Below are 12850 nucleotides of genomic sequence, written 5' to 3'. Positions count from 1 at the left end.
CGGCGCCGCAGGCGAGGGTGTGATCAGGGTTGGAAAGGGTCAGCAGCGCGCACACCGAGGCGGGCCCGAGGGCCGGCAAGTGGCGCTATCGACGTGACGGCACCGGGCACCCGGCAAAACGCACGGACACAGGCGAAGTCAGGCCGCGATGACCCTGATCGATCAGTGCAAGGGGGAGGCGCGAGGGTTGGCCGAGGGCCAGGAATAGCGGGGCGGGGCTTTACTGCGGGTTTCAACGGGACGGCGCTGGACTTTACGCGAGCGCATCAGCCAGGCCATGCAGACAAAAAATACAATACCGAGGGTAATGGAACTGCACATCGGGCAGTTGAAGGTGCTGGCCCAGTCGCTCTGGGCCTGTGTCGCCGGATCAGCGGCGAGGTCGCTGAGGCCGGAACCGGAGGTGGACACCGAACAGAACTGCCCCCCGAGGCCGTTGAGCGTGAGACCGCTCATCTGTCCGTGAGCGATGCCGCAGGCCAATAGATTGAACAGGACGCAGGCATACAGCATCCAGGCAATCAGCGAGCGGTCGGTGGGGGTTCGTTCCATGGCGCGAACTCTAGCACCGGACTTCGAGCAGAGAAAGTGTCCGTCTGCCTGGTCCAGGAGGCCCGATACCTGGCGATAGCGCTCCTCTGACTACTCATTCGCGCTCTATTGATATGCAATAAAGGTATTTAAATTAAGTTTCTTATACCTCTAAAGTTCTCCCATTCAGTCAGCCGCCGCTTACGGAGTCGGAGTTCTCATGCCAGCAGCCTCCCTCGTTTCAACCTCTGCCATTGCCGCCCAACCGTTTGAAGTACGCCCGTTCTCCGGACGGGTCGGCGCCGAGATCCTGGGGCTGGACCTGTCCTTGCCGCTCAATGAGCTCGATTTTGCCCGCGTGCACCAGGCCCACCTGGACCATCACGTGGTGGTGTTTCGCGATCAACGCATCACGCCGCAGCAGCAAATCGATTTCAGCCGCCGTTTCGGGGTGTTGCAGATTCATGTGCTCAAGCAGTTCCTGCTGCACAACCACCCGGAAATCCTGATCGTTTCCAACATCGTTGAAGACGGCCAGCCGATCGGCCTGGGGGACGCCGGCAAGTACTGGCATTCGGACCTTTCCTATAAGGAACTGCCGAGCCTGGGCTCGATGCTGCATGCCCAGGAATTGCCCAGCGAAGGCGGCGATACGCTGTTTGCCGATATGCACTTGGCCTGGGACACCTTGCCGCAACACCTGCGCGAGGCGGTCGAGGGCCGCTCAGCGGTGCACAGTTACACCGCGCGCTACAGCGAGGGGCATAACGCCGCGAGTTGGCGTCCCACCCTGACCCCCGAACAACTGGCCCAGGTGGTGGAGGTCAGCCATCCGATCGTGCGCGTGCATCCGGAAACCGGACGCAAGGCGCTGTTTGTCAGTGAGGGGTTTACCACCCATATCGTCGGGTTGCCGGCCGATGAGAGCCGCCAGTTGCTGACCGAACTCTATGCCCACAGCGTGCGGGCCGAGCATGTCTACCGGCATCAGTGGCAGGCCCATGACCTGGTGTTCTGGGACAACCGCTCGCTGATCCACCTGGCTGCCGGATGCCCGGCACACCTACGCCGCAAACTGTTTCGCACCACCATCCAGGGTGATGCGCCGTTCTGACCTGGGAGCTTTTCCATGAACGCTGTTCTGCAAGGCCACACGGCCAGCAAAAGCACGGTCACCCGGCACCTTGATCCAGCGGCAGCCGAGCCGCTGCTGCAGGTGCAAAATGTCAGCCTCGAATACCGCACCGCCAAGCGCGTGGTGCGCGCCACCCACCAAGTCAGTTTTGAAATCGATCCGGGCGACCGTTTCGTGCTGCTCGGTCCCTCAGGATGTGGCAAGTCGACGCTGCTCAAGGCCGTGGCCGGGTTTATCACGCCCAGCGAAGGGCAGATTCGCCTGGCCGGCACCGAAGTGACCCAACCCGGGCCGGATCGGATTGTGGTGTTCCAGGAGTTCGACCAACTGCCACCGTGGAAGACCGTGATCCAAAACGTGATGTTTCCGTTATTGGCGTCTCGCACCCTGAAGGTTAAGGAGGCCAGGGAACGGGCTCATTACTACCTGGCCAAAGTCGGCCTCAGCGCATTCTCCGATGCTTACCCGCACACCCTGTCCGGTGGCATGAAAGCCCGGGTCGCCATCGCCCGTGCCCTGGCCATGCAGCCCAAGATCCTGTTGATGGATGAGCCCTTTGCCGCCCTCGATGCCCTGACCCGACGCAAGATGCAGGAGGAACTGCTGCAACTGTGGGACGAGGTGCAATTCACTTTGATGTTCGTCACTCACTCGATAGAAGAGGCGCTGGTGGTGGGGAACCGGATTCTCCTGCTGTCACCGCACCCCGGACGGGTACGGGCCGAGATCAACAGCCACGAATATGACCTGCAGAGCCTGGGTGGCGTGGGTTTCCAGAACACCGCGCAGCGTATTCACCGGTTGTTGTTCAACGAGGAGGAGGGCAGTGCACCTGTGTCCGAGCTGAACTTCCAGGACCTGCGCATTGCGTACTGAAGCCTGGCCCTGCGCGGCGTAACGCGCTACCGATCTCAAGAGAATCCCAGCATGAGCCTTACCCGTCCTGTGCGTGAAGAATACGAAGTCGCGCTGGAGCCATTTACCCAGCACGACCTGACCCGCGATATCCCCTGGCCACTGCGTATCTGGCAACTAGGCTGGGTGCGCAAGAGCCTGATCCTGATTGTCCTGGCGGTGATCTGGGAAGTGGCTGCTCGATTGCAAGACAACGACCTGTTGCTGCCCAGCTTCCTGCAGACCGCCGCCGCCTTCTACGACGGCATGCTCAGCGGCGAGTTGCCGGGCAAGGTCTGGATCTCCCTGACCGTGCTGCTCCAGGGTTACGTGATCGGCATCGTGCTCGCGTTTGCGCTGACCACCCTTGCGGTGTCGACCCAACTGGGACGCGACCTGCTGGACACCCTGACCGCGATGTTCAACCCGCTGCCGGCCATTGCCTTGCTGCCGCTGTCACTGCTGTGGTTTGGCCTGGGGCAGAACAGCTTGATTTTTGTCCTGGTGCACTCAGTGCTGTGGCCGCAGGCGCTCAATACCTATGCCGGCTTTCGCGGGGTGTCGGAAACCCAGCGCATGGCCGGGCGCAATTACGGGCTCAAGGGCCTGCGCCTGGTCTGGTACATCCTGATTCCGGCAGCGCTGCCGTCGATTCTTTCCGGCCTGAAAATCGGCTGGGCCTTCGCCTGGCGCACCCTGATCGCCGCCGAGCTGGTGTTTGGCGCATCGTCGGGCAAGGGCGGGCTGGGTTGGTACATCTTCCAGAACCGGAACGAGCTGTACACCGACAAGGTGTTCGCCGGGTTGGCAGCGGTGATTCTGATCGGGCTGCTGGTGGAGAACCTGCTGTTCGCCAATGTCGAGCGCCTGACTGTAAAGCGTTGGGGCATGCAGCGCTGACAGCGCCAACCCCGCCCATTGTTCAATCACCACGAGGTTAATCATGGCCATCACGTACAAACGCAACACCCTGACATTGTTGGCCGCCACCCTGGGCGCCTTGCTCAGCACCGGTGCCCAGGCCGAGGGCAAGATCAGCATCGCCCAGCAGTTCGGTATCGGTTACCTGATCCTGGATGTGGTGCGCGACCAGCAACTGATCGAGAAACATGGCAAGGAGCAGGGCCTGGAGATCAAGGTCGACTGGAACAGCATCTCCGGCGCCACCGCAATGAACGAAGCCTTGCTGGCCGGGGCGCTGGACGTGGTATCGGCCGGGGTACCGCCGATGCTGACCCTCTGGGACCGCACCCGGGGCAAACAGAACGTCAAGGCAATCGCCTCGTTGGGCTCGATGCCCAACTACCTGCTGACCAACAACCCCGAGGTCAAAAGCCTCAAGGACTTCAGCGACAAGGACCGTATCGCGGTGCCGGCGGCGGGTGTGGGCTTCCAGTCGCGCACGCTGCAGATCGAAACCGCCAAGCAGTTCGGTAACGACAATTTCAAGAAGTTCGACAACATCTCCGTCAGCCTGGCCCATCCCGATGCCACGGCGGCCTTGATTGCCGGCGGTTCGGAAATCAATTCGCACTTCTCAAGTCCGCCGTTTCAATACCAGGAACTGGAGAAACCGGGCGTGCACAAAGTGCTCAGTTCCTACGACGTACTAGGGGGCCCAGGGACATTCAACGTGCTGTACACCACGGAAAAATTCCACGACCAGAACCCGAAAACCTATAAGGCCTTTTATGCCGCCCTGGCCGAAGCCGAGCAGATCATCAAGGCCGACAAACCGGCGGCGGCCAAGACTTACATCCGTGTCGAGCAATCCAAGCTGCCCCTGGCGCTGGTCGAGAAGATCGTCGCCGACCCGGAAATCGATTTCACCGTGGTGCCGCAGCGCACCTTTATCTACGCCGAAAAACTGCAGGAGCTCGGCGTGCTGAAAAACAAGGCGCAAAGCTGGAAGGACTACTTCTTCGAAGAGGCCCACGGCGGTGCTGGGAGCTGAGGGAGAAGGAAGAGGGCGGATCAATTCGCAGGCGGGAAGGCCGTATTGAAAGGCTCGCATATTTAAGTTTTTTATAACTAAACTAAATGGTTATTTAGTTTAGTTATTCTTATCGATTATAAAAAAGGAGGAGGGTAGCTTATTAGATGAACAAGGGTTCGTTCATCCGTGTTAGTTATCTTTCAAGCATGTACGTTATCTTTCAGGGTAGGTAAATTAGCTACTCTCTGACAGCGCGTGTAATCGGTAACAAGCTACGTTTTCCGTGGCCTGTAGCCGTTTCCCCTTCAAATATCTGGAGCAAGGAAGCTATGATTCGTGAAAATTTGCCAAGTCTTCGCGTTGTTGAAGAAGCGCGAGAATACTTAAAATCTGCACAGCTTATCGAGCGACATGCCCAAAACGGCGACTTCGGTCTGTTCTGGCCAGCGGCATTGAATGCTGGATTAGCGTGCGAACTTTATCTCAAATCATTTCTTGTCGAGTTTGATCCTAATCACCCTGGAGATAGAGAAGATCCCGAAGGGTACCTGAAGTTGATGAGCGGCCTACCAAACGACAAGCACGATCTGCGGGCTCTCTATAAGGCAATTTTTCCAGAACTGGCTGAGCAACTGCGTCAAATCTCGGATCGTCTCTCACCTGGTTTCCCGCTCGAGGAACGGATCCGGGCGTGCTCAAGACTTTTCGTCGAAACTCGCTATACGTACGAGGCCAGGTCTGCTCAAGGAATTGATAGCGTGGTGTTTGAACTGGCGCCGCACCTTGACCAGGTGCTGGAGGAAATGACGCGTCGACCAGTTAGCAGCCGATCGTCAGGGCTTTGATTTTCGCGTCCGCGAAAACGCCGGCCGGAGGCAGTCCCGGGCTTCAAATCTGACCGGCAGAGCCCCCCAGTTTTGCACAGTATAGTTCGCATAATGTATATTATGTTAAACCAGATGCTATGTTAGAAATGTTCATGATGTCACCTGCACCCTAAAACCGGACTTTGCCACGAATTACCAGAATCTCTAAAAATCAACGACCTATACACCCTTCCTCCAAAGCTTTCGAGCTTATCGTCGGCTCCGTCCATCATTTCCTCAGACTTGAAAACCAGAATCTCTTTCACGACTTCAGTCCTCCCTACAAATCCATCTCATATCTCAAGGATGCAGCTTTGTTCAAAGCCTAAATCTCTTCGTTGCGTGCATCCCATCAGTCTACGTCTCCCACGATCTCCTGCGCGACCGTTCGGCGCCTACATCCAGATCTGAACTATCTTTACGACGTAGTGCATACGATCACCGAATAGCATCCTCAACCATTTTGGTGAGCACCCGCGTTGTCACTCAGATCCCCAGACCAGTTACTCTGAACTAGCGACAACGCCTACCAATCTGCCAACGGATTTCTACAGGAGTCGCCTCAATGGCTGAGCCGTCAGCTCCTTATCCCTTGTTTCCACCTCTGGCGTTGCTCAACGAACATGCCCAGGTTGAGCGCCCAATCAACGTGGAAGTTCGCCAGCGACTCGATGCCATTCCCACACACTTGTACGCCTTGAGCGCTTGGCGAACTGGCATTGCTTTCCTCATAAAGCGATCTCAACAGCCTGACTTCAAGGAACGGCACTATAAAGTGTTGTGCCCGATCATCGAGTCGATGATGCACTGGAGCTGGTCAATTTGTGGTAAACCATTGCAAGCTTGGAACAGTGTCGACGCCCGGGCATTTATGGATTTCATCATGCTGCCGCCAAGTACTTGGGTGACCACCCCGGGTTGTAGCCGCTACTCGAAGAAGACCCGCCAAAATTTCGCCGAGAAATCCCTCGATCCTGGCTGGCGCCCAATCATTCGAAAGACGCGGCTGGGCAGCGACCCTGGCCTTAGCTCCAAACATCACCGGAACTGGTTCATTACACACGGGCGCGAGTATTTTGCCTTTGCGTCATCTCCGGCCAACCACCACACCAACAACGAGCCTGCAAACCCGTTCCAAGATTTGCTGCCTAAAGACTTTGATGCCCGCCCTGAGAAGCGCCGGGTCAGTTTCACACGTGAACAGCTCAATGATCTGCTGGAGATTGCGGAGTCGCTTACGAACTACGACGTGAAATGGGAGCCTTTTCTCTTCATTTTTGCAGTGGCCTTGTATACAAACATCCCAATGCGAGCTCTGGGTGCAACCCAGACGATCAAGCCTACCTTTTCCTACTTCAAGGCACGTGCTCCCGAAGGCTGTGAGCCCATCACGAGTCCGCCCAAAACTGAGTTCGCTAATCGCTACCTAGATTCACAGTACACGCTCGCCAAAGGCCCTGGATCGTTCGAAAGTCCGCTCTATCCTGAACGGCAGTTCGCCATAGGTTTCCAGTTCCATGCTTTATTCAGCCGGTATGCTCAATTCCGTCACATGTACGACCATCCTCTACACCCTTCCAGCTTCCTCATTCCTCGGGGTCAGGGTGTGGATGCCTATGTCTACGGCAGCCTCATCGAAAAGCTCAGCGAATTTACCGCAAGCATTCTTGAAGTTCTTCAAGCCAGGCCTGCCCTGGAACGGACGCATTGGAAAGGTTCGGACAAGCTTGATCCCCGGGCCTCGCTCACCTTCGTTGAGTTACGAGATTCAGCCAAGCGTGCTGGCTTGATTCCCAAAGCCTTAGCCTCACGGGACGCTGGGAAGGATGCGCATATTTGGCCTGATATTGGCATTTGCGAGAAAATGTCGGCAGCACAATGGTTTCGATCGCATTAATAACTGCCGCTAACTGCGCCAAACCAGGTGCTGGGATTCGAAACAAGGTGGTTAGGGGACGGCCTAGCTCGGTAGAAAGATCGTCGCCATATAGCATGATATCTAGTTTAAGTATGTCAATTTCGGGTTCCGAGCAAACAGATGCGGCTTGCAGGGCACGTCCCTGCCCTGCCCCTTTTCGGGCGCAGCTTGATGACCCCAATCGATACCGTCAGTGTAATATGCCGCATGCAATGTCAACCATTCAGCAACATCAGCAAATGAAGTTGCCTGGCTGCAGCCATCGGTGGTGGGGCGAAGAGCTACTCCGAAAACGACAAGGGGCCCATTCAGGCCCCTTGATCACAAGAAAGTCTTATCATGCCAACCAGCTTTCGACTTCCTCGCCGCCATGCTGGGCTTTCCACTCTTTCAGCGTTTTATGGTTGCCACCTTTGGTTTCCACGATCTCACCCGAATGCGGATTCTTGTAGCGCTTCACTTGGCGCGGCTTGCGACTGCCCTTCGCTTCGGCAGCTGCCGGAGCACGGCGAGTAGATGCTTGCGGATCGAGGATCGAGATCACATTTCTTAGGCTGTACCCATGCCAGCGAAGCTTCGGAGAATTCCCAATAGGCCAACCCAAAGGCGTTGCCGCGGGCTTTGTGTTGCAGCTCTGCCCAGTTACTCCAGCTATTCAATCTTGGCAATCATCCGAGCGATGCCAAGTCATGCTCGTTGACGGCGTCCATTCCTTCTTAGTTGAGGGCCGTGGCGCCACCTTCTGATCACACAGATAGCGTTTCGGCCAGCTAGAAGCGATGTTATCTGGATGTATATACAGTCATCCTGTCGCCTCGCAAAAATCGAGACCCTGCCCAATTCAGGCTGACCACAATCAGCTTCACATGCCTCCTGCTCAGCCTGAAAGGCAGACCGCATGCGACCTGTAGAAATTTGTGAAGATGGCGACTGCACCTAGGACACCCGCATCTGGCAGGTCATTCAGATGAGCATTTTTCAGCGCCGAGCAATATACTGTATGAATATGCAGTATAAGTGCCTCGCGCCCGCATATTTGCCATGCTGCATTTCGGAGCGGTACGGCCTAGCAGATCTTGCCCTCGGCATTGAATGCCCCGCTCAGATAGAGGCGCGAATGTGTCCGGCCAAAAGCACCTCCAGAACCGAAAAAGGCCTGGTGCCCTCCCCGCTGATAATGGCTTGTAAACCTACTTTTTAACCAGTAAACCGGAGAGGTTTACAGTGCAAGAAATAGGTTTACAGCATTTAAATTACGCGTTTGACCGTGACATTAGAGATACTGAGCGTTTGCTCCTAAACCGTTAAATACAGAGGGTTGGCACAGGCACAGGCACAGCCGCCGGCGCTGTAAGCTCCAGAATCGACCACCCCGCCGTCTCCAGCGCAACCCTGCGTTTATCGCCAACAGCCCCCTCCCCCAATGAGCTCTTGCGTATGGCAAGGCACAACATATGGGTCGGCCGGGTCATCCCGACGTACATCAGCATCATGTCCTTCTTAGCACTGTCCGGTGGCCTCTTAGCCGCAGCCTTGCCGCGCTCGAGCCACGGCATGAGCTTTTGGATGAAATGAGTCTTCCTGAAAGTCTCCAGAATCAGGGTCGCGGCGTGGGTTTTGCCCTTCTCTGAATGGATGGATGACATCCGAACGTCGACACCATCGTTGCCTTCCTGGTACCGGTACGTGTTGACCAGCGCCCCTCCACTTTCTCCAGCTTCAGTCGCTACTGGGGCGGGCTCCCAGGCAAGGTATTGCTGGCCTAGTGGATCAGCGGCCACGCCCTCGGCATCACGAAGAGCAGCTGCCAGTAGCAGCAGTTTTGGAGCGATGATCTTCACCCAATCCAGTTGCGTGACTTCGGACGATACGAAAAGGATCTGCTGCAGGCACTCCCGGTACCGTGCAAAGGCTTCTGGCTTGGTAGCGAGCTTCTCCTCCACGGATGCTTTGTGCCGGCCTCTCAACTGCACTGAACTGTTTGGAAACGCCAGTTCGCCGAGGCTGGCCAAGCAGGAAGTCAGCAATTCGACGGCTGATGAAGCTGTGGGCTCTCGCATCGCGGAACGCCGAGCGATGTGGGCACCTTCCGCGAACGTACGTGGTTTGAACGACGTCTTGGTCGTATCAGACCGGTAGGATGGCCAGTAGTGTTCCAGAGCTTTCGGATACTGGTTCTGCTTAAAATTTTCTAATCGATGCACGGCGCCGACTGCGAACACACCCGCTTTGCGAGTTTCTGTCGGCAGATGCTTCAGCACCAGCTTGCCGAATTCATCCAGCACCCCGGACGCGTCGTCGTCCGGGAAGACAATGATCGTATTCGGAACGGTACCCGGGGTGCTGGGCGTCCGAAGGCCTATCAATCCGTTCGTGATGGGAACATACGCGAAGGGGTTGGCGATCGACGCGATGGCCTGGTCAAAGCGGAAGCTGCTGGCGATCTCCAACTGACGCCCAGTGTCAGGGAACGGATCTGGCAGTGATGTCTTCTTCTCGAAGATTTCCTGGTTTGGATCCCCGACGCGAATGACCCTGACGTCCGGATTATCATGGGGGAAGACCCGTTGAAGAATGCCAGCCTGGTCAGGTTGGGTGTCCTGCATCTCATCGATAAGAACGCACGGAAAACGGAGGCGCAACGCGGCGGCCACACCCTTTTCCTGATCGAGCAGAGCATGCCCTAACACGAATACTTCATCGAAGCAGAAGTAACCGGCCTTAGCTGCACCACTGAGCGATTTCACCACACTCTTGTAGGTCGCCGTGTGGGATGCAAAACCAATGTCTTCATCGCCGAGCGGCTGGTCGAAATCAGGAGACCGGACACGCAAGCTGAGAAGGCTTTTAAATTTCTTCTCGAAGGCGGCCTGTGCACCCAAATGTTCACGGTAGGTGAGTTCCCTGCGACGGGCTTTATGAGTGGCCTCATCGTCGATTGCCTGAAGTGCAATCCCTTTAGAGCGCAACCATGGCGAGGCCAGGAATCGGCCAGTGAAGCCATGAATGGTGTCGATGTAGTGAGGAAAACGCAGCAGCCGCTGTCCCACCTCCGTGCCGCCTAGGCGCTTTTCGATCTCTTCCCGGGCGGCGTTTGTGTGCGAGAGCACGCAGATACCCTGCATGCGGCTCTTCCAATGACGAGCCAGGATTGCGAGTTTCGCGACGACCAGCGTCGTCTTACCGCTACCGGGGCACGCGGCCACGTCCACAGTATCCATGGATTTCAGGAAATTGCGACGGGGCTCATCCAGCATCTCCAGCCCCATCAACCCAATGACCCAGTCCACATCAGCATCAGTGATGGGGGCAACCAGTTGGCTGAGCGTCATTTGACGGCCTCCTCCAATGGATCCGCGGCACCAGGGCTTGGCACGGTCGGTGTCATCGTTGGGTGAGAGGGACTTGTGCTGGTCAGGTCAGAGCCCCGGGTCGCATATTCGATCGCGTGGACAACGTAGGTGGGAAGCAGTCCCCGAAGCTTGATGACGTCCAGGCTTTTGTCCTCGAAGCGCCGGTCAATGAAGTCAATCAGATGCTGGGCAGCGATTGCTTTGGACGCCCTGTTGAACAGCTTGTAGACCGCAGAGCATCGGGCTTCTTCGGAGGCATGGGTGGTCTGAATCTTTTTAAATGCTGTGTCCGCTTTTTTCAGCAAGCTGGCCTTGGTCTCAGTGCCATTGTCGATCTTTTCCTCATAGATGGCCAAGTAGGCGGCGTGATGGACTTCCCTCGAGAGCCCCTTGAACGCCAGGTCGTATTCGAGCGTCCAGTGGTCGGCTACGAACGTCCGCACACATTGACCATCACTTTCGCAGCGTTTATCGCGATGCTTCTTGAGTCCCTTTTCAATCTCCTCCGAAGTGGAGCCGAAGTCTTTCATGGCGCGCCAGCGTCGTTTTGCGATATCTGGCCAGACTGTCCCCTTCACGTCCTTCAGGCGCCGGATCTCGGGCGCGCAGTCCGGCATTACGTCCATATCGGTGATACATGCCGTGGGCACGGTGATCTCGCCTTTGGAGGTGTCCTTGCGCTGTAGAATCTTTGAGTAGCGCCGCAGCCCCACACCGCCGACGTTGATGATCGATACACCGTGCTTGGTGAGATCCCTGCCGAGCCGTCGCGCCAGCGAAGGCAGCAGAATGGCTTCCGCATCGCCTTCCACGACGAGCAAACCTTTGGCGAAAAACAGGCCCGCCTTGGTGACGTCCAGGAAGCGACTGAGGAACCGATAGTCATCCGGTGCCAGGCGGGTTTGATCTTCCGCAAGTGAGAAGGCCTGCTGGCGTTGCATCAGCACCAGATTCTGCAGGGGAATTTTCGAACTGAGGTTTGGGCTGTGCGTGGTCAGAATGACCTGAACTGGCCTCAAGCCTGCAGATGGCCGGGCCGCGGCCTCAAGAAACTCCATCAGTTGGAGTTGGCGTTGCGGGTGCAGGTGCGCTTCAGGTTCTTCGATCAGGAGCAACGGAAGGCCGTCTGGCTCTTTACCGAGCAGCAGTAGCTCACAGGCCATGAACAGCACGTTGTTGGAGCCAAGCCCGTAAACACCGCGAGCCTCACCTGTGGCGTGATCCAGCAACCCAAGTTCCAAACGCTCCAGGATCTGCTTGAGCTTCGCGGGATCCGTTCCGGCTTCCCCGAAACCGATACGGCTCGTCAGGGGTTGGCCGGCGAGCGATAAAGGGCGCAGGTACGTGTCGTTAATTTCCTTCTGAGCAGAGACAATGGCGCCGTGACTGTTTACCAGGTGGCGAAGAAAATCGCCCATGCCTGCAATGCTGAGGGCTTCAGCGCCAGCCAGGTCATTCGGGAGCGCCGCGGGGTCGAGTGCGCTGCCGGCATCAATATTAGGGAAACTACTCAATACCTGCGAGAGCCGGGAGTTTCTGCCTGGGGACATCTCTCGCTCTGCGTCGCGAAGCGGTTTCAGGTAAGCGGTGGCCAGTAGTTGCCGTACACCCATGTCCAGGGACGGGCCTTCTCCGTTTTCACCCGAACGAACCGAGATATCGACCCATTTGCGAGTGGAGGCAGAGGCGACGACGCGGCGAGCTGACCAGTGAACATAAAGCCGTCCCACACCGTCCTTATAGGTCACGTATTCCGCGAAAGCGCCGAGTTCGCCAGCGCTCAGTCCTTCCAGGGTGCATCTGATGGTGATGGTTTCCGCCTGGGCACCATCGCTGGCAATGTGAAAGTCCTCGATCTGCAGTCGAAGGTATTCAGCGTCCCGGGTTTGCAAAACGTAGCGTATTGCATCGATGACGGCAGTTTTACCCGCGTCGTTTTCACCTACCAAGGCAGTCACGCCCTCGTTGAACTGGATGTTCAACGCATGACCACCATGGCCAAACTGGCGGAAATTTTCGATTTTCAAAGCCGAAAGGAACAAAGCGCTGCCCTCACCTGATTCAGTGGCAGGGATTGGGTTGATCAGCGCCAGCCTGGCCGGCACCACCCTTCCCTGGATGCGCTAGCTATATGCCATGAAAAGTCCGTTGGGGGCTACACGATTCGGACGGCTCTCCACTAACCGACTGGCACTGAAAGGCCAGATGTCGATCGGC

At 56.9% G+C, this 12850-nt stretch carries 9 protein-coding genes and 1 pseudogene; 6 read left to right on the top strand and 4 right to left on the bottom strand.

Annotated elements, in window-relative coordinates; translation table 11 throughout:
* Window positions 1-162: 162 nt before the first annotated feature.
* Window positions 163-552 (bottom strand): DUF2946 domain-containing protein, encoded by a 390-nt coding sequence (locus AC19YX_RS00200; protein WP_500605358.1) that lies wholly within the window; start codon window positions 550-552, stop codon window positions 163-165.
* A gap of 199 nt (window positions 553-751) precedes the next feature.
* On the opposite strand from AC19YX_RS00200, the gene AC19YX_RS00195 reads away from it, so the two are divergent.
* The 6 genes from AC19YX_RS00195 (at window position 752) to AC19YX_RS00170 (ending at window position 7259) form a co-directional block, all read left to right on the top strand.
* Window positions 752-1645, top strand: a complete 894-nt coding sequence (locus AC19YX_RS00195; protein WP_500605357.1) for a TauD/TfdA dioxygenase family protein — start codon at window positions 752-754, stop codon at window positions 1643-1645.
* Between the two features lie 15 nt (window positions 1646-1660).
* Window positions 1661-2542, top strand: coding sequence for an ABC transporter ATP-binding protein (locus AC19YX_RS00190; RefSeq protein ID WP_500605356.1), 882 nt, complete (start codon window positions 1661-1663; stop codon window positions 2540-2542).
* 51 nt (window positions 2543-2593) lie between these two features.
* Window positions 2594-3460: an ABC transporter permease gene (locus AC19YX_RS00185; RefSeq protein WP_500605355.1), complete on the top strand. Its 867-nt coding sequence runs from the start codon at window positions 2594-2596 to the stop codon at window positions 3458-3460.
* A 43-nt stretch (window positions 3461-3503) separates the two neighbouring features.
* Window positions 3504-4514 carry an ABC transporter substrate-binding protein gene (locus AC19YX_RS00180; protein WP_421546786.1) on the top strand — a complete coding sequence of 337 codons (1011 nt, stop codon included), beginning with the start codon at window positions 3504-3506 and terminating at the stop codon, window positions 4512-4514.
* Between the two features lie 311 nt (window positions 4515-4825).
* Window positions 4826-5341, top strand: a complete 516-nt coding sequence (locus AC19YX_RS00175) for a hypothetical protein (protein WP_500605354.1) — start codon at window positions 4826-4828, stop codon at window positions 5339-5341.
* 586 nt (window positions 5342-5927) lie between these two features.
* Complete coding sequence (locus tag AC19YX_RS00170; protein WP_500605353.1) at window positions 5928-7259, top strand: hypothetical protein; 1332 nt, start codon at window positions 5928-5930, stop codon at window positions 7257-7259.
* Between the two features lie 358 nt (window positions 7260-7617).
* Here the strand turns inward: AC19YX_RS00170 and AC19YX_RS00165 are convergent.
* The 3 genes and pseudogenes from AC19YX_RS00165 to AC19YX_RS00155 form a co-directional block, all read right to left on the bottom strand.
* A pseudogene (locus tag AC19YX_RS00165) lies at window positions 7618-7845 on the bottom strand (histone-like nucleoid-structuring protein, MvaT/MvaU family); the annotation flags it as partial.
* Window positions 7846-8584: 739 nt separating this feature from the next.
* Entirely contained in the window at window positions 8585-10612 is a 2028-nt protein-coding gene (locus AC19YX_RS00160) for a UvrD-helicase domain-containing protein (protein ID WP_500605352.1), read from the bottom strand.
* Complete coding sequence (locus AC19YX_RS00155) at window positions 10609-12738, bottom strand: ATP-dependent nuclease (RefSeq protein WP_500605351.1); 2130 nt, start codon at window positions 12736-12738, stop codon at window positions 10609-10611. Before AC19YX_RS00155 ends, AC19YX_RS00160 begins: the two co-directional genes overlap by 4 nt.
* Window positions 12739-12850 lie beyond the last annotated feature (112 nt).

This window comes from Pseudomonas sp. MF09150 (assembly GCF_059862355.1).
This window is presented reverse-complemented; position numbering and strand designations above follow the sequence as displayed.

Excerpts from the sequence above, each read along its gene's own strand:
- AC19YX_RS00200 (WP_500605358.1), bottom strand. The coding sequence starts at position 552 with ATGGAACGAACCCCCACCGACCGCTCGCTGATTGCCTGGATGCTGTAT.
- AC19YX_RS00195 (WP_500605357.1), top strand. The coding sequence starts at position 752 with ATGCCAGCAGCCTCCCTCGTTTCAACCTCTGCCATTGCCGCCCAACCG.
- AC19YX_RS00190 (WP_500605356.1), top strand. The coding sequence starts at position 1,661 with ATGAACGCTGTTCTGCAAGGCCACACGGCCAGCAAAAGCACGGTCACC.
- AC19YX_RS00185 (WP_500605355.1), top strand. The coding sequence starts at position 2,594 with ATGAGCCTTACCCGTCCTGTGCGTGAAGAATACGAAGTCGCGCTGGAG.
- AC19YX_RS00180 (WP_421546786.1), top strand. The coding sequence starts at position 3,504 with ATGGCCATCACGTACAAACGCAACACCCTGACATTGTTGGCCGCCACC.
- AC19YX_RS00175 (WP_500605354.1), top strand. The coding sequence starts at position 4,826 with ATGATTCGTGAAAATTTGCCAAGTCTTCGCGTTGTTGAAGAAGCGCGA.
- AC19YX_RS00170 (WP_500605353.1), top strand. The coding sequence starts at position 5,928 with ATGGCTGAGCCGTCAGCTCCTTATCCCTTGTTTCCACCTCTGGCGTTG.
- AC19YX_RS00160 (WP_500605352.1), bottom strand. The coding sequence starts at position 10,612 with ATGACGCTCAGCCAACTGGTTGCCCCCATCACTGATGCTGATGTGGAC.